Origin of the sequence: Deinococcus roseus (assembly GCF_014646895.1) — a bacterium.
In the GTDB taxonomy this organism is placed as follows: domain Bacteria; phylum Deinococcota; class Deinococci; order Deinococcales; family Deinococcaceae; genus Deinococcus_C; species Deinococcus_C roseus.
Map to the genome: position 1 here is coordinate 212851 of NZ_BMOD01000002.1, position 14650 is coordinate 227500.

Here is a 14650-nt window from a genome sequence, read left to right on the forward strand (position 1 = left end):
TCAGTTCTTCTGCCGCACATGCCTGAGCACCCAGGCATCCTCAATGTCCACCAGACCGCAGAAAGACAGCATTTCCTGACCCAGATTTGACCACTGGATGGGCAGTTCAATGCGGGTTTGTTGCCCCTCTCCATCACAACAGGGACCCTGATAAATCAGGGTGTCCAGGGCCAGCAACCTGATGCGGTCCTCCTCGCAATGGATGCAGATGTCTCCATAGACCACTGCTGCCTTGCCTGGACTGCCCAGCATGTGAATGTGCCCCTGCACCGGAATGCCATTGATCTGACCTGATTGCTGGTGTCTGGAAATGAATTCAGATTGCATGTCCCCTCCTCAAAATGAGTGGGCGGTCAAAGGGAATGGAAAATCAGAAAAACCAGCCACCAGCTCAGGTTAAAATTTGCAGCCTGCAGAGTCGGTCAAAAATCCTGCAAAACCATAAAAAAAGAGGACTTCAATTTCTGAGTCCTCTGGCCCGGGTGGGTCTGGCTGTGGGTTTCTGGATCGCCTCCTGCAAGGCATCCTGGCGTTTCTTGCGCGGTGTGCTGGCCAGTGCTTCCAGTTGAGCTCCGGAAGCCTGCCGGGTGATGCCCCGTTCGCGCAGCGAGTAAATGCACATGCTGCCCACAAACTTCCCAAACAGCATGCCCTGTCTGCGCATTTCTTCCAGGGTGGCTTTGGCTTCACGGGCATTCAGGTTCAGCTGGCTGGACACACCAAAGTGGCTTTCGGCCCTGCCTGTGGCAAACCACTCGCTGAGCCTGGGGAACCACTCTTCATGCACCAGGTCCATGTCGTGGTCAAAAGCACGTTTGATGTAACGCACGGCACTGCTCTTGCCCACGGTCTGTACAAAGCCCTGGGCAATCAATTCTTCCAGCACCCCGTGTGCAGCCACGGCGGGGCAATTCAGCACTTTGCGGATCTCTTCACTGGAGGCAGATTCCTGCAAGTCCAGCAATTGCATCACGGCATCCAGATGGTCCTGGGTGTTCCATTGGGGATTAAAAGTCATGTTTTCTCCTTGGCTCAGGTGCAGGTCAGCACCTGTCGTGAATGGTCGGGTGTCCACGGATTCTGGAGAGTTTCACAACAACACCGCCAGCAAGAAAAAGCTCTGGAAAACTGGCAGGTGTATGGGGTTGGGGTGGGCAATGGACTGCTCCTGGCAGTCCGTGGAGGTCCAGCTTTGCTGCTGACACCTCGCTTGCAACCTGTTCATTGTAGCACTTATAGAGATGAGAATTCTACCGTTTGGATGACAGGACAATCACAAAACAATGCTGTCCAGAACGCATAAATCGAGGATGCATCAGGGGTGCAAATTCCCTCAGAATGGGCTAAAGGTTTCCCGCCTCAGGGAAGTGCCGAGCCACTTCAGAAGGGTTGATTTTCTGGATGCTGCGGGCGGTTCGGGTTAAAGCAAATCCATTCTGGAACTCTTGAGGTAGGGCTTCAAAAGAGTGTTCCAGGCATACCTGGCATGACTGTACTCTTCCTGACAGGTGCTGGAACGCTCTTTTGGGAGGTCATAATCCCTGGGGATGCTCTTGAACTTTTTGGGGTTGCTGCCATAGACCAGGCAGGTCATGTCGTACATGCGCTGCATGTTCAGGGAATGGGAATCTGAGAAATCCAGTTCTCCTTCTGCGTCCTCCTCTGCGTCTGAGAGAAACTGGGTGATGCCACTGTAAATGCCTGCCTCGTCTTCCAGAGAGAGCAAAGCCAGGGTGGCAAACTGGTCTACAGCGTCCTCTTCCCTGCCCGTGGAAGGCAATTTCAGCTGGTCAATCAGGGCGTGCCCCAGTTCATGCAGCAAGGTGAAGACCGTGGCATTGAGCATTCTGTCTTCTTTGCTGGTGTCTTTTTCTTCCAGTTTGCTGTACAGGTTGATCAGTTCGTAGCACATTTCGATGCTGTGGGTGTCCGGGGCGTAATAGGCGTTTTCTTCATCGCAGGAGAGGAACTGGATTTTCAGTTTTCTGGGGAATTTGATGCGGTCATTGAAGTACGTGGCAAAATCTTTCAGGTACTGGCTTTTGGAAAGCACCTGCTGGATGGACTGGTGGGTCTTGGTCTGGCCTTTTTCAAAGGTGAGGGCCAGTTGAGCTGAAGCAGATCCTGCACCCAGGGCCAGCAGCAACAGCATTTTGGAGAAGAAGCGGGGCAATGCCATGATTGCCATGATAAGGGATGGGGTCTTACCATAGCATTTCCAAGGCCGTATCTGATGCCCTCCTGCAGCTCAAAAACATTTTCAAATGATTCCTCACCATCCGATCTTATTATGTTATATACTAAATATAAGATCATTTTTTAGGAGGTTTTATGCTTTACCGACACGGAGATGTGCTGATTCAATCCATTGAACACCTGCCCGCAGGAGCCCAGGAGCGCCCCGGAACCATCCTGGCCAGAGGAGAATTGACCGGACACAGCCACCGCATTCAGGACCCTGCCACCGTGCAACTCTGGCAACTGCACGGCGAAATTTACATTGAAGTCACCGCAGGTCTGGCCCACCTGATCCACGAGGAACACAAAACCATTCCATTGCCAAAAGGCATCTACAAAAGCTGGATGCAGCGCGAGTACACCCCCCAGGCCATCCGCCGGGTGCTGGACTGATGGTGCTGACGGCCCAGGAGGCGCACAAACTGATCCTGTCTGGCCATGCTCCAGAGCATCTGACCGTGCAGGGCACCCTGAGCTTCAAAGGCGAGAAACGCCTGACCCACCTCCCTGCACACCTGACCTGTGATGTGCTGGACGTGCAGGAATGCCCCCGCCTGAAAAGCCTGCCTGAAGGTCTCACCACAGGCACCTTGCTGGCTGGATACACCCATCTGGAAACCCTGCCCTCCTCTTTGAAAGTCAAATTCAAACTGGATCTGGAAGGCTGCACCAGCCTGATTTGTCTTCCACAGGGCCTGAAAGTGGGTTCTCTGATTGTGCGGGACTGCGTGAACCTGAAAACCCTGCCTGAACATCTGGAAGTGTATTTTCTGGATGTCAGTGGCTGCAGTGCCATGGAGCACTTGCCAGCACAGGCAAAGGTGCTGGGGGGCCACGTGGTGCTGCGGGGATGCACCCGCCTGAAAGCCCTGCCCTCCTGGCTCAGCAAGGTGGCCTGCCTGGACCTGAGGGGCTGTGAAAACCTGAAAGAACTGCCCACAACCCTGCAAATCAGCGGATGGGTGGACCTGGCGGATACTGGCATCACCCATGTGAATGACCATCTGCAGGTGCCTCTGCGCTGGAAAGGGGTACCCGTTGAATCCAGAATTGCCTTCCAGCCAGAAACCATCACAGGTCAGGAGGTGCTGGACACCGACAATGCCGAATTGCGCCGCGTCAAACTGGAGCGACTGGGTTATGAAGCTTTCCTGTCAGAAGTGGATGCCCAGATTCTGGACCAGGACACCGACACAGGCGGTCCCAGAAAACTGCTGAAAGTCCAGATGCAGGGAGATGAAGATCTGGTGGCCCTGTGGGTGATCTGCCCCTCCACGGACCGCAATTACGTGATCCGGGTTCCTCCAGGCATGCAAAAAGCCCAGCAGGCCGCAGCCTGGATCGCTGGCTTCGATGACCCCAGACTTTACCAGCCGATCATGGAGACCTGAGCAGTCCTGAACCTTTTTCTGCAGGGATTCTTTCCAGAATGCCCCCCTCAAACACCGGGTACAGTTCCAGTTCTTTCAGGTGCACATACCCGATGTGACAATCACAGAACCTTCTGCTGCACGCCCTGGATTGAAGCGCATTGCGCCAGTCCGGGGCGTGAATGTTGCCCAGCACCTGATCCACAAAATGACAGCGCCGGATGTCTCCGTGCTCGTCCACAGTGACCACCGTTTCGCCTGCAAAACAGGACTTTCCACGGCTGGCATATTTTCGGGTGTTCAGTTCAAACAACGGGTCGATGCTGCCCAGAAGCTGGGTTTGCTCTGGGGTGTAAGGGTACATCTGGGAGCCTTTCTGGTAGGCATTGACCCACAGGTACACTTCTTCGGGCAGGTCCCGGCGCAAATCCTGAATCTCCTGAAAATGGGAGGGCTTCCCCACCACCCCCACACTGAACCTCACCCCCCAGGATTTGAGAGCATGGCACTGTTGCAAAAACTTCTCCCGCTTCACCTGGGAAGGATGGTAGGTGCACCAGAAGGCCAGTTTCCCCTTCTGGCACTCCTGCAGAAAATCCAGTCTGGCGCTCAGGTTGGTTTGCATCACCACCTTCTCCACATGTGGAAAATGGGACAGCTCTGCAATGGCTTTCTGATACCGCTGGATGGGCAGGGCCTCTCCCCAGGGCGTGAAGAAAATGCTGAACTGCACATCGGTTTCCCGGCGCACCCAGCCCAGAAATTTCTCCAGGCTTTCCGTGTCCTGCTGGCGTTTTTCTGGGGTCTCCGGGCGTTTTGCAAAAGGGCAATACGAGCAATCGTAATTGCAGGTTTCCAGTGCTCCCCGATACAACACCGAAAGGTTCATTCTTCGTCCAGTTCAAAGAACAGGTTCTCACCAGCGAGCCAGGCTTCAAACCAATCCTGCAGGCTGGATTTCTGCCAGAAAATACAATCTTCTGCAGGCGTGCTTTCATCCCAGCCTTCCAGATCCAGCACCCCCACCTGTTCGGTCTGCAGGTTGATCACCGAATAGATGGTGCAACCCCAGCAGCAGAACATCAGCAGGTGTTCAGGCCAGCCTTTTTCCAGAAAAGACTGGTACAGGGGCAGCACGGCTGCAGAACTGGAGGTGTATTTGTGGTCCTTGAAAGGCATCAGGCCGTAACCCGGGCCAAAATTCCCCTCCCCCACCTGCGTGTATACCTGACGGAGCAATTCGGGCAAACCAGACCCCATTTCCTGCTCCAGCTCAAAAAGTCGCTCTGGCGTCAACACAGGACTGGCCACATGGCTGATGGGTGGCGTCCAGCCCGGATCAAGGTGTTCATCGGTGGCCCTGGTGGGGTCCAGGGCACGTTCACGAAGGCGTTCGATCAGAGAAATATCACCGGGCATCATGGGTCACCTTAAAATGAAGTCGGACATGCGGTCCTGAATCTCCGGGGCATAAAACCACGGTCCAATCACATCCGAGACCTCCAGCCCTGCAGGGGTCAGGGTCCAGGTTCCTGCCTGATCGGTGGCAAGTCCAAGGTTCAGCAGGTCCAGCAACTCAGGGTAATCCTGAGCAAAATCTGTTGCAAAAAGCTTCTGGTAATGGTGCTGGCTCAGGCCAGAGGCATGCAGGATGGATTGCAGAATGAATCGCCGTTTGCGGGTGTCCAGATCCAGCTGAATGCCATACTGAACCTGCTGAAAAGATGTGGTATCCCGTTTCACATAATCCCAGAGGATTTCTTTGACCCCAGTCTGGCCCACGGCGTATTCGCTGGAGTAGTGCAGGTTGCTGGTGTAAGAGCGTGCACCACAGCCCAGACCCACCATCCCATCCTCCTGACAGCAATACACAGGCGCAGCTGTTCCAGACGCAGATTTTCTGAAAAAGCGCATGCTGACCTGTTCGTAACCCTCAGAAAGCAGGAAATCGCGACCCAGACGGTACAGTTCCAGACGCTCGTCCTCCCAGCTGCGTCCAGAACGGCCAATTCCGGTCAGGGGCCTGACATAGAGGGGATACAAAAACATTTCTTCGGGGCTGTATTCCATGGCTTTTTTCAGCGACTGCAGCCAGCTTTCAGGCGTCTGGTGGGACAGGCCATAAATCAGATCCAGGTTGAGGACTGGAATGCCTGCTTCCCGGATGGTGCTGAGCGCCTGATGCACCGTGCTGTTGTCCTGGGTGCGCCCCACCGATTTGACTTCCTGTTCCAGAAAACTCTGGATTCCAATGCTGACCCGGTTCACCTGATGCCCTGAGAGCACCTGCAGGCGGTCTGGAGTGGCAGTGGCTGGACTGGTTTCCACACTGGTGGGCACCTTCTCAAAGGCCACGCCAAACAACGCAGCAATGTCAAACAGCCTTTCAAGGTCTGCAGGTTCCAGGTGGGTGGGGGTCCCGCCTCCAATGGCAAAACGGGAGAAGTGGGCCTCACCCAGCCTTTCACGGGTGGTTCTGGCCTGCAGCTCCAGGGTGTCCAGATAGGCTTTTTCCAGGGGTCTGGGGGCATTCACCGTGGTGAACAGGTTGCAGAACCCACAGCGCATTTCACAGAAGGGGATGTGCAGGTACAGAAAAAGCTGGCTTCTGTCCTGGTCTTTCCAGACGTCTTGCAAATCTACAGGAGGCAAATCCCGATAAGCCGTCTTGTGCGGGTAAGCATAGGTGTAGCCCAGATAAGGGTTTCTGGCGTCCAGCAGAGATTTCAGGTTGGGTTTTGCACTCATGGTCCAGCTCCGATCACACATTCAGCGTAAGGCACCGTCCAGACCACCTCATGGCCCAGGCGGTGCCCATGGAAACCCTCTTCTCCGAAAGCTTCACCGTGGTCTGAGGTGATGATCACCAGTGCAGGGCCACGAGCATCCTGAGCTTCCAGAAGCTCCACCAGATGGTTTTCGGCCTGTTCCAGGGCAGCCTGCTGGGTTTCTGCAGAATCTTGTTGCAGTTCAGGGTGAAAGATGTGGGTGGGCCGGTGGGTGGCACTGAGGTTGAGAAACAGAAAGAGCCTCTGGTCTGCAGGCTGTTCCCGCAACACATTCAGGGCCACTCTGATCTGGGCCTGCGTGGAGTGCCGCCGGGTCACCCCCATGTCCCTGCTCCAGTGGCTTTCCTGAAAGAGCCCTGGAAGCACCTGTCCCAGTGGGGTTTCCTGATTGAAGAAACCCACCCCACCAATGCATACCGTGCGGTAACCTCTGGCCGCCAGTGCTTCTGGAAGGGTGGCCTCCTCAAAGACAAAAGTCTCCGGGTGGGTGGTCTCCGAACCCTGAAAACGGGCTGCAAAAAGCCTGGGATGCCGTCCGGGTCGGGCAGGCGTGGGCAAAAAGCCCGAGAAAAACGCATGGTGGGCAGCGTAAGTGAAGCTGGCTGGACTGTGCCGTTTCTCCCATGCAGAAAAGTGCTTTTTCAGGTGGGGCAACTGGGCTTTTTCAGCCACATCGAAACGCAGGCTGTCCAGCGTGATCATAAAAACATCATGGGTGCCGATCATGGCCCGCACATTCAGCATGGTTGCCTCTCCTGCAGTTTGAAAAGCTGGGCCGTAAAGGTGTCCATGCCCTGCCAGAACACGTTGCGGTGGTAATCCCCAAAAGCATTCCCTTCCAGCAAACAATGCCGCCGAAAATCCGAGCGCAAAAGCACATCCAGACCTGCATACAGCGATTTTGGAAACACCTGCATGGCTTTCTGGCAGGTCGCCTCCAGTTCGGACCAGTGTGAACCCATACGGTCTTGCAGGGCCTGCACATCTCCCCTCTCGTTGCCCAGATGCAGGTTGGTCATGGGTCCCTGCCCCAGACGCACCATGGCCTGCATGGGGGTCTGGCCAATCACCACCACCCGCAGATCCATCGGTTTGCCCTGAAAGGTGGCCTTGGGCACCCAGGCTTCGACCTGAAGGGGATGCCGACACAGCAGGTTGATGAGGGTCTGGATGTCTGCCCACTGGTCGTAGTGGCGCAGTTTTCTGGAGTTGTACAGCCTCCCATTTTCCATCTCCACGGTGCTGATAACCCGGAGGCGAGACTCCACAGTTTTTCCAGAAACCTGCCCCGAGATGTGCAGTGCCACCGCACCACTGGCACTGCTGCCATGGGCCAGTTTCACAAAAACCCTGGACAGCCCTGAGGCTTTCATGTGTTCCAGCAAATCCTCAAAATCATGGGGTTCAGACAAGAAGGGAGGCACAGGAAGCCCTGCCTGCTGCCATCTCCTGGAAGTGATGCGCTTGTCGAAAAGCTGCAGGGCCTCCTGAAAGTCGATGGTGCACTGGTGATGTGGAGCCTGCTGCAACTGGGTTTGCAGCAAAGCAAAATAACGCTGCAAACCCAGGTACCACTGCCCTGAAGGCAGGATCTCTCCTCTTTCCAGGTCCAGGGTTTCTGCATCTGTGCTATCCAGACCCTCCTGTCCCAGTTTCAGCAGGGCACGCTCGGTTTGCAAGCATTCACCAGAAGCGTCGATGCGCACCACACTGCCCTGTGGCACCACAGCAGCCAGATCCACTTTTTTCTGGATGACTTCCAGCGGAGAAACCACCCGGGCAGCAGGCCAGCCCAGTTCTTGCAGGCTGGCCTGAAAAGCCTTCACCCGTCTGCTTGCAGGAGGAGCAACCACCACCACAGGTCGGGAAGGCAGCAGCATGGTTTTATTCGCCAATGCTGACAAAACGCCAGTCGTCATTGGTGTCCTGGGGATCTCCCAGGTCGATCAGGGGTTTGAGGGGTTCAAAGCGTTCCTGAACCTCTTCAGTGATGAAGTGGTGTTGCAAATTCAGACGCTGCAGGTGCTCCCAGGCTTCTGCATGGTTCAGCAGGGCCTGTGCCCCCTCATCGGTGAGGATCCCCAGAGAGAGGTCCAGCACTTCAAGCTGGGCCAGCACAGGGGCATTCACGATCACCTGTGCAATCTCATCCTGGTTCTGGGCATTTTTGAGACCAAGATGCTTCAGTTTTGGAAACAGGGTGCCGTCCAGAATGGGCGTGAGGTCTGCCATCTCATAACTGGCCCCGTATTCCTCGGTGCCCAGGTACAGTTCCAGATGAATCAGTTCAGGCAACTGTGCCTGCATGATGTCGCGCACAGTGTCTGCAGACATGCCTCCGGTTTGCACGATCAGGGTTTGCAGTTTCAGGGCTTTCAGGCCAGTGAAACGCAGGTCATTGCCACCCCGGGTTCCGTAGTGCAGCAGGTTGGGGTAAGCCTCAAAAACCGGGCGGTGGTCGGTGTTGTAGATCCAGGAAATCTCATTTTCCTCGTAGGTGATGTCTCCAAAGAAAAGGGCTTCCAGCAAGGGCAACTGTTGTTTTGCTGCAACCAGTGCCTGCAGGGCCTCCGTTGCAGATTCTTCACTGTCGGTGCCCCACATGCCCACCACCAGACCACGGGATGCCCCGGAGCCCACAGTGTTCAGGTAAGACTGCAGCTTTTCCACCCAGGAGGTCTTGTCATCGTATTCCACAGAAATGCGGTAAATGGTGTTTTCCAGATGGTTCAGGGGCTGTCCAGGTTCCCAGTTGCGCACCTGAAATCCGCCAAAAGTGGTCCAATGTTCGCTGATGGCCATGTCAAATCCTCCGTTATGTGGTTAACAGAATAACCCACTTCTGTCTGAAATCAAACCCCGGACAGACCCAGCAACTCAGCCATTCTTCCCCTGGGGGTCCGGTATCCACTGCGCACATGCAGGGCTTCCCGGTAATCTGGATTGAAGGCATAAATCAATTCCACATTCATGCCATACGAATCCACCCGAAACCCATTGATGAAAAAACCCGCTTTGAGTTTGGGCAGAATCACCTGGTTGTTGGTTTGCCTGTGGTAACTGAGCACCATTTCAAACCCCAGGGCTTCAAACAGCTTCAAAAGCTCAGGCAGCAACCGGGAATACAGCCCTTTGTTCTGATGATCAGCAAGCCACCCAGTGTCCTTCATGACGATGGTCTGGGCATTCAGTTGCTCTGAATATTGCCAGCCAATCAGTTCCCCTTCAAAAAACAAACCCAGGCACACCTGAATGCCTTTTGGCATTTTCCCCAGTTCCTGAATTCGGGCCTGCTGCTCAGGGGTGCGGGTGTCTGTCCAGCGAAACGCAAAATAATCTCCAAAAATCCGGTCTTCAATTCTGGCGCAAGCGTCCAGATACTCCTGATAAGTGATGGGCTGAATGCGGTACCCCTGCCCAAGATCCATGTCAATCAAAATGACCTCCTCAAATGGGATTTAAAGCACTTTACCAGAACCGGAATCGGTCAGCGCACCACTTCAAAAGCCAGGTGGGCCAGTTCATCCCGCAGCAAACCCTCCCAGCCGGTCTGAACGGCATTGAGGCTTCCAGGAAGGGCAAAAAGCAGGGTCTTTCCAGCCAGACCTCCCACAGCCCTCGACAGCATGGCGGCCCCCTTCACCTGCTGGTAAGACAGCATCCTGAAAAGCTCACCGAACCCTGGCATGGGTTTCTCGATCAGGCTTTCCATGACCGGAATGGTCACATCCCGACCTGTGATGCCCGTCCCACCTGAACTGATCACGATCTGGGCCTCCTGCATGAAACCCTGAAAAGCCGCCTTGATCTGGTCTTTTTCGTCTTTGACGATGGTCCGACCCACCAGCAGATGACCTGCTTTTTCCAGCTCTGAAATCAGATAATTGCCGCTGTGGTCATTGTCCAGCGTGCGGGTGTCAGAAATGGTGATGATGGCCATCCGCACCTGCCGGGGAGCCTGGGATTTGTGTTCGGGTTGGGTCATGGGAACAATTTATCATGGGCAAACCCGAAGCCCACCCCCGTTTCTACCTGTGTGTCTCCACTTTTAAAGCATGCTGCACAGGTTCAGGAAGTTTCTTCCACCATTTGCGGTCTATGGATTCCAGTTTCTGGGCGTATTCCAGGGCCAGCATCACGTAAGAGCGTTCCTGCAAGCGTTTTTGCAGGGCAGCCTCTCCTTTGGACTGAATGAAGTCCAGCAAAACATCGCTGAGTTGTTTCTGGACGTTTTCAAAGGCGATGTGGGCTGCCACCTTCAGGCCATCCTCGGTCAGGTAGGGGAATTTTTCAAGTTGAAACTGCAAATCTGGATTGTCCTGCAGTTTTCTGGCCACCGATTGCACCTGGTTGCTTAACGTCAGGTCCCGGCAGGGCAAACACAGGCCTTCCCGATCGGTCAGGGTCCTGCAGGCAGGGCAGGGCTTGAAGCCCTTCTGGGAGCGCAGGCGTTTGGATTGCAGCACCGCCTCTGCAGCTTTGCGTGCGGTTTCCCGGAAGTGCTCTGGCACATCCTCAATCAGGTGCTCCACAGTTTCCAGGTCACGGGCGGTCAGCCTGGGAGGAGAAGGAGGCCTGGGCTGGTCCACCGGGGAATTCACCGTGCCCACCACAAATTTGATGTCCTGGATTCTGCCCTCTCCCAGCACCTCGGACAGTCGGGTCACAAAGCGGGTGCGCTGCAAGGAGAGGTGGTGGGCCACCACCGAATCCTGCACCTCCACCACCAGAACCTTGTCCTGCACCGCACGGGCACGGGTCATTTTGCTGAGTTGGGGTCCCACCACCTGGGGCCACACGGCCACTGCACGGGCACGCTCCACACCACCCTGGAGACCCTGTCTGCGCATCATTTTGAACAGCAGGTTATTGAATTCTTTCAAGGTGGCCTCCCTCCATGCGGTAGTGGTGTGCTGCGTGGGGCAGGGGTTCGGTTCCGGTGATCAGGGCTTGAGGACTGCGTTTTGCCAGTTCGATCAGGGCATTTCTGCGCTCTGGATCGAGTTCTGCACTGAAGTCGTCAATCAAGAGGATGGGGTTTTCCTGGTAGCGTTCAAACAAGAGTTCGTACTCGGCGTACCTGAGGGCGAGCGCTATGGTTCTGGCTTCTCCCCTGCTGGCAAAATCTGAAGCTGGCTGACCCCGCAAAGTCAAAACCAGATCGTCCCGGTGAGGTCCAATCACCGTGCTCTGGCGGGCAAATTCCTCTGAGCGCCTCAGAAGAAAATCCCTGGCGTATCCCTGAATGGAGGTGGTTTCTTGCAAGGTGATGCCCAGTTCCCCCCTGCCCCCAATGCGGGTGTGGGCATCGCTGGCATACTGCTGGATTTTCTGGATGGCCCGTTGACGGAGGTCCATCAGCAGGGTGCCCAGTTCGGTCAGTTTGGCATCGAAGACTTCTAAAGCCCACTGTTCATCGTTCTTGAGGGCTGCATTGCGCTGGGCCAGGTTTTTCTGGTACAGGTCCAGGCCCTGGGCATAGCGGGCACTGATTTTGGACAGCAGATCATCCAGAAATTTTCTGCGCCCACTGGGGCTGCCAAACACAATCTCGCTGTCTTCTGGGGCAATGAAAACGGCCCCTCCACGCAGCAGTTCTGCGCTTTTGACCCGAATGCCGTCCAGTTTCATCAGGCGTTTTCCCCGGCCAATCCCAACTTCTGCGATGCTGTGGCCTTCATCGCGCTCCAGGGTGGCTTTCACGTAGGCTTCGGTTTCTTCAAAGCGCACCAGTTGCTGCAGCCTGCCTGCATCCACCACGCCTGTTAAAACCAGATAGATGGCTTCCAGAACGTTGGTTTTTCCCTGTCCGTTCAGTCCTGAAATGGAGTGGATGCCGTCTTCAAAACGCATGTCCTGGTCTCTGAGGTTGCGGTAGTTGAGGGTGGTGAGGAGGCGCAGAATCACGAGCATCATCCTACAGCATGTGCCTTTGTGACTCCATGCGGGGAACAGAGCAGAAGGCAGAAGTCGGAAGGCAGAAGGCCATAAACGATGTATCAATGGAGGATTTTCCTTGCGATGTCTTTGTGCTTTTCAGAACAGACTTGCCAGATCCACTACTTTGTGTAACTATGTAGCCATACAAAGTAGATGAAAGGAGGTTTATGGACGCCAACACTTTAAAAGGACACCTCGACCTGATCCTGCTGGCCACCCTGGAAAAAGAGCCGCTGTATGGGCTGCGCATCATTCAGGAAGTGCAGGTGCAAACCGAAGGCTTTTTCAGCTTCAAAGAGGGCACGCTGTATCCTGCCCTGCACCGTCTGGAAAAAGCAGGCTGGATTGACACCGAAACCCAGCCCTCCCCCATTGGGGGTCCACCCCGCAAATATTACAAACTCACCGAATCAGGAAGGAAAGCCCTGCAAGACAAACGCCAGGAATGGCAGAGCTTCCAGCAGGCCATGAAAGCCTTCGGAGGAAACAGACATGCAAAAGCAAATTGAACAGTACCTGAATCGGGCAACCCGTGGGTTGTGGGGTCAGAAACGCCAGCACATCAAACAGGAATTGTATTCCCACATCTACGAGAAAATGCACTTTCAGATGGCATTTGGCAAATCCGAACAGGAGGCCCTGGAAAGTGCCTTGCAGTCTCTGGGAAAACCACAGGAACTGAATGCCGGACTGCTGAAAACCCATGGGCTTCCTGCTTTTGGGAAAGCTTTGATGGTCACTGCACTGGTGGGAACACTGCTGGTCACACAGGCGCAGAACCTGAGAACCATAGAGGTGTTCCAGAAAACCCCTCCCTGCACGTCCAGCAATAGCTGTCTTTTGCCCCAGCACTACATTTCATTGCACGACCTCACACCCTTGCTGCAGCAACTGGACATCACCGCAGAGTTCAGGATGGAAGGTCTGCTGCAGAAAGCCCCACAGCTGTACCTCAATGGGGAAAACATCCACCTGCCTTCCACCCATCTGCTGGGCACCACCCCTGAGAACGCTGCTGTGGAGGTCTCTGTTCTGCTGCGCGGGCTTTACATCAACAAAAACATCAAGGTTTCTGGCCTGATCAACCCACAAATCGAAATGCAAAATTCCAGGGTCAAGTTTGAAAACCAGACCATCCCTTATGACGCTACAGATTTCTACCTTTCCCTGATCCAGAAAGACATCGAAGACCTCACCCAGACCCAGCTGGTTTTCATGAACGACGAATACACCAGAACCCACTCTGAACGCATCACCATCAAGGTTCCAGACGCACCAGACGGAGAGGTTTATGCACTGCTGCAAAAACCTTCTGCAGACCTTTACGATGCCCAGGGCAAACCTCTTCGTGCCCTTTCCATGGTGCTGGGAGAGGCCCTGAACGGCAAAGTGGCTTTATACACCAATCCCAGAGAGCTGCAGCCCGTTTCGCTCAAAAACGCAAAAACCGGAGATGTGTTTCTCAGGCTTTCTGGAGATCCTGCAAAGCCAAAATACACTGAAATCTTCCCGAATCCAGAAGACATCGCCCGGCATTTCTGACCTTTCCACCTGCACATCCACGGCACACTCCTGCAAAAACCCCCGAGGCATTCTCGGGGGTCTGTTTTGTTGCATCAGGTTCAGGCTGAGGGTTTAAGACTGGCCCATGGAACGCTTGAGGGCTTCAAGCTCCTCGTCAATCTCTTTGTCGCGGCCCAGGTCTTTGAGCTGCTCATCGATGTCAGATTCCTTGCGAAGCTGTCCCATGGCCTTGGCCTGGTCTTCCATGCCAGAAACCTTGCGCTCCATGTCTTCAAAAGCAGACATGGCCCCTTTGCTCTTGTCAAAACCAGAGATGCGCTCCAGGGTCTGGGTGGCCTCTGCACCTTTCTGGCGGGCCTGCAGCAGTTCCTTCTTGGCCTGGAATTCGCTGATCTTGCCTTCCAGAGCCCGCAACTGGGTTTTCAGCTCTTCAATGATGCTGTCCTGCTGCTGGATCTGGGTGGAGTATGCGTTGGCGATGTCCTCGTAGTTCTTCTTGCGGGTCAGCGCTTCACGGGCCAGGTTTTCATTGCCCAGTTTGAGGGCTTCCTGGGCTTTGACCACATACTCCTCGGAGAGCTTTTTGTTGAGCATCTGCTCACGCTTGAGCTTTTCACCCTGGGCCATGGATTCGGCCACTTCCTTGCGGGCCTGGGCGTAAGCGTCTCGCATGTCCATCATGCTCTGCTCGATGATTTTTTCGGGGTCTTCCGCGCGGGAAATCAGGTCGTTGACATTGGCACGAATCAGGCGGCTTAAACGGTCAAGAATGCTCATGGGTGTTCCTCC

Annotated in this window: 18 protein-coding genes; 4 read left to right on the forward strand and 14 right to left on the reverse strand. The window is 54.9% G+C overall.

Translation table 11 applies throughout. The features are described 5' to 3' along the window. From IEY52_RS03995 to IEY52_RS04005, 3 genes are all read right to left on the reverse strand, one after another. Window positions 1-327 (reverse strand): hypothetical protein, encoded by a 327-nt coding sequence (locus IEY52_RS03995; RefSeq protein ID WP_189000194.1) that lies wholly within the window; start codon window positions 325-327, stop codon window positions 1-3. 130 nt (window positions 328-457) lie between these two features. Next, entirely contained in the window at window positions 458-1018 is a 561-nt protein-coding gene (locus IEY52_RS04000; RefSeq protein ID WP_189000197.1) for a hypothetical protein, read from the reverse strand. A gap of 402 nt (window positions 1019-1420) precedes the next feature. After that, window positions 1421-2179 carry a DUF4344 domain-containing metallopeptidase gene (locus IEY52_RS04005; protein ID WP_189000202.1) on the reverse strand — a complete coding sequence of 253 codons (759 nt, stop codon included), beginning with the start codon at window positions 2177-2179 and terminating at the stop codon, window positions 1421-1423. A 152-nt stretch (window positions 2180-2331) separates the two neighbouring features. Here IEY52_RS04005 and IEY52_RS04010 point away from each other — a divergent pair, with 152 nt between their 5' ends. Next, the gene (locus IEY52_RS04010) at window positions 2332-2631 is read left to right on the forward strand and encodes a DUF8820 family protein (protein WP_189000205.1); all 300 of its coding nucleotides are present in this window, start codon (window positions 2332-2334) and stop codon (window positions 2629-2631) included. After that, a complete protein-coding gene (locus IEY52_RS04015; protein WP_189000208.1) occupies window positions 2631-3629 on the forward strand; it encodes a DUF6745 domain-containing protein in 999 nt (332 codons plus the stop codon). The genes IEY52_RS04010 and IEY52_RS04015 overlap by 1 nt, the downstream gene beginning before the upstream one ends. Here IEY52_RS04015 and IEY52_RS04020 read toward each other — a convergent pair. The 10 genes from IEY52_RS04020 to recF are packed head-to-tail and all read right to left on the reverse strand — an operon-like array spanning window position 3616 to window position 12313. After that, window positions 3616-4497 carry an STM4011 family radical SAM protein gene (locus IEY52_RS04020; protein ID WP_189000210.1) on the reverse strand — a complete coding sequence of 294 codons (882 nt, stop codon included), beginning with the start codon at window positions 4495-4497 and terminating at the stop codon, window positions 3616-3618. The two genes, IEY52_RS04015 and IEY52_RS04020, sit on opposite strands and share 14 nt — an antisense overlap. Then, on the reverse strand, window positions 4494-5030 hold the full coding sequence (locus IEY52_RS04025) for an SMI1/KNR4 family protein (protein WP_189000214.1): 537 nt from the start codon (window positions 5028-5030) through the stop codon (window positions 4494-4496). The genes IEY52_RS04020 and IEY52_RS04025 overlap by 4 nt, the downstream gene beginning before the upstream one ends. A gap of 3 nt (window positions 5031-5033) precedes the next feature. After that, complete coding sequence (locus tag IEY52_RS04030; RefSeq protein WP_189000217.1) at window positions 5034-6356, reverse strand: STM4012 family radical SAM protein; 1323 nt, start codon at window positions 6354-6356, stop codon at window positions 5034-5036. Beyond that, window positions 6353-7141, reverse strand: a complete 789-nt coding sequence (locus tag IEY52_RS04035; protein WP_189000221.1) for an STM4013/SEN3800 family hydrolase — start codon at window positions 7139-7141, stop codon at window positions 6353-6355. The genes IEY52_RS04030 and IEY52_RS04035 overlap by 4 nt, the downstream gene beginning before the upstream one ends. Continuing rightward, entirely contained in the window at window positions 7135-8277 is a 1143-nt protein-coding gene (locus IEY52_RS04040; protein ID WP_189000224.1) for an STM4014 family protein, read from the reverse strand. The genes IEY52_RS04035 and IEY52_RS04040 overlap by 7 nt, the downstream gene beginning before the upstream one ends. 4 nt (window positions 8278-8281) lie before the next feature. Further along, window positions 8282-9199, reverse strand: a complete 918-nt coding sequence (locus IEY52_RS04045; protein WP_189000227.1) for an STM4015 family protein — start codon at window positions 9197-9199, stop codon at window positions 8282-8284. 50 nt (window positions 9200-9249) lie between these two features. Next, the gene (locus IEY52_RS04050) at window positions 9250-9825 is read right to left on the reverse strand and encodes a hypothetical protein (protein ID WP_189000230.1); all 576 of its coding nucleotides are present in this window, start codon (window positions 9823-9825) and stop codon (window positions 9250-9252) included. Between the two features lie 59 nt (window positions 9826-9884). Then, window positions 9885-10382 carry a MogA/MoaB family molybdenum cofactor biosynthesis protein gene (locus tag IEY52_RS04055; RefSeq protein WP_189000233.1) on the reverse strand — a complete coding sequence of 166 codons (498 nt, stop codon included), beginning with the start codon at window positions 10380-10382 and terminating at the stop codon, window positions 9885-9887. 43 nt (window positions 10383-10425) lie between these two features. Beyond that, a complete protein-coding gene (locus tag IEY52_RS04060; RefSeq protein ID WP_189000236.1) occupies window positions 10426-11280 on the reverse strand; it encodes a DciA family protein in 855 nt (284 codons plus the stop codon). Next, the gene (recF, locus tag IEY52_RS04065) at window positions 11264-12313 is read right to left on the reverse strand and encodes a DNA replication/repair protein RecF (RefSeq protein WP_189000238.1); all 1050 of its coding nucleotides are present in this window, start codon (window positions 12311-12313) and stop codon (window positions 11264-11266) included. The genes IEY52_RS04060 and recF overlap by 17 nt, the downstream gene beginning before the upstream one ends. 191 nt (window positions 12314-12504) lie before the next feature. Between recF and IEY52_RS04070 the strand changes: the two genes are divergently transcribed. Both IEY52_RS04070 and IEY52_RS04075 read left to right on the forward strand, forming a co-directional pair. Beyond that, window positions 12505-12846 (forward strand): PadR family transcriptional regulator, encoded by a 342-nt coding sequence (locus IEY52_RS04070; protein ID WP_189000240.1) that lies wholly within the window; start codon window positions 12505-12507, stop codon window positions 12844-12846. Then, window positions 12830-13879, forward strand: a complete 1050-nt coding sequence (locus IEY52_RS04075; RefSeq protein ID WP_189000242.1) for a permease prefix domain 1-containing protein — start codon at window positions 12830-12832, stop codon at window positions 13877-13879. The genes IEY52_RS04070 and IEY52_RS04075 overlap by 17 nt, the downstream gene beginning before the upstream one ends. A gap of 93 nt (window positions 13880-13972) precedes the next feature. Here IEY52_RS04075 and IEY52_RS04080 read toward each other — a convergent pair whose 3' ends face one another. Then, complete coding sequence (locus tag IEY52_RS04080) at window positions 13973-14638, reverse strand: PspA/IM30 family protein (protein WP_189000244.1); 666 nt, start codon at window positions 14636-14638, stop codon at window positions 13973-13975. Window positions 14639-14650: the final 12 nt, after the last annotated feature.

Coding starts and splice junctions, on each gene's coding strand:
- IEY52_RS03995 (WP_189000194.1), bottom strand. CDS start 327: ATGCAATCTGAATTCATTTCCAGACACCAGCAATCAGGTCAGATCAAT.
- IEY52_RS04000 (WP_189000197.1), bottom strand. CDS start 1,018: ATGACTTTTAATCCCCAATGGAACACCCAGGACCATCTGGATGCCGTG.
- IEY52_RS04005 (WP_189000202.1), bottom strand. CDS start 2,179: ATGGCATTGCCCCGCTTCTTCTCCAAAATGCTGTTGCTGCTGGCCCTG.
- IEY52_RS04010 (WP_189000205.1), top strand. CDS start 2,332: ATGCTTTACCGACACGGAGATGTGCTGATTCAATCCATTGAACACCTG.
- IEY52_RS04015 (WP_189000208.1), top strand. CDS start 2,631: ATGGTGCTGACGGCCCAGGAGGCGCACAAACTGATCCTGTCTGGCCAT.
- IEY52_RS04020 (WP_189000210.1), bottom strand. CDS start 4,497: ATGAACCTTTCGGTGTTGTATCGGGGAGCACTGGAAACCTGCAATTAC.
- IEY52_RS04025 (WP_189000214.1), bottom strand. CDS start 5,030: ATGATGCCCGGTGATATTTCTCTGATCGAACGCCTTCGTGAACGTGCC.
- IEY52_RS04030 (WP_189000217.1), bottom strand. CDS start 6,356: ATGAGTGCAAAACCCAACCTGAAATCTCTGCTGGACGCCAGAAACCCT.
- IEY52_RS04035 (WP_189000221.1), bottom strand. CDS start 7,141: ATGCTGAATGTGCGGGCCATGATCGGCACCCATGATGTTTTTATGATC.
- IEY52_RS04040 (WP_189000224.1), bottom strand. CDS start 8,277: ATGCTGCTGCCTTCCCGACCTGTGGTGGTGGTTGCTCCTCCTGCAAGC.
- IEY52_RS04045 (WP_189000227.1), bottom strand. CDS start 9,199: ATGGCCATCAGCGAACATTGGACCACTTTTGGCGGATTTCAGGTGCGC.
- IEY52_RS04050 (WP_189000230.1), bottom strand. CDS start 9,825: ATGGATCTTGGGCAGGGGTACCGCATTCAGCCCATCACTTATCAGGAG.
- IEY52_RS04055 (WP_189000233.1), bottom strand. CDS start 10,382: ATGACCCAACCCGAACACAAATCCCAGGCTCCCCGGCAGGTGCGGATG.
- recF (WP_189000238.1), bottom strand. CDS start 12,313: ATGATGCTCGTGATTCTGCGCCTCCTCACCACCCTCAACTACCGCAAC.
- IEY52_RS04070 (WP_189000240.1), top strand. CDS start 12,505: ATGGACGCCAACACTTTAAAAGGACACCTCGACCTGATCCTGCTGGCC.
- IEY52_RS04075 (WP_189000242.1), top strand. CDS start 12,830: ATGCAAAAGCAAATTGAACAGTACCTGAATCGGGCAACCCGTGGGTTG.
- IEY52_RS04080 (WP_189000244.1), bottom strand. CDS start 14,638: ATGAGCATTCTTGACCGTTTAAGCCGCCTGATTCGTGCCAATGTCAAC.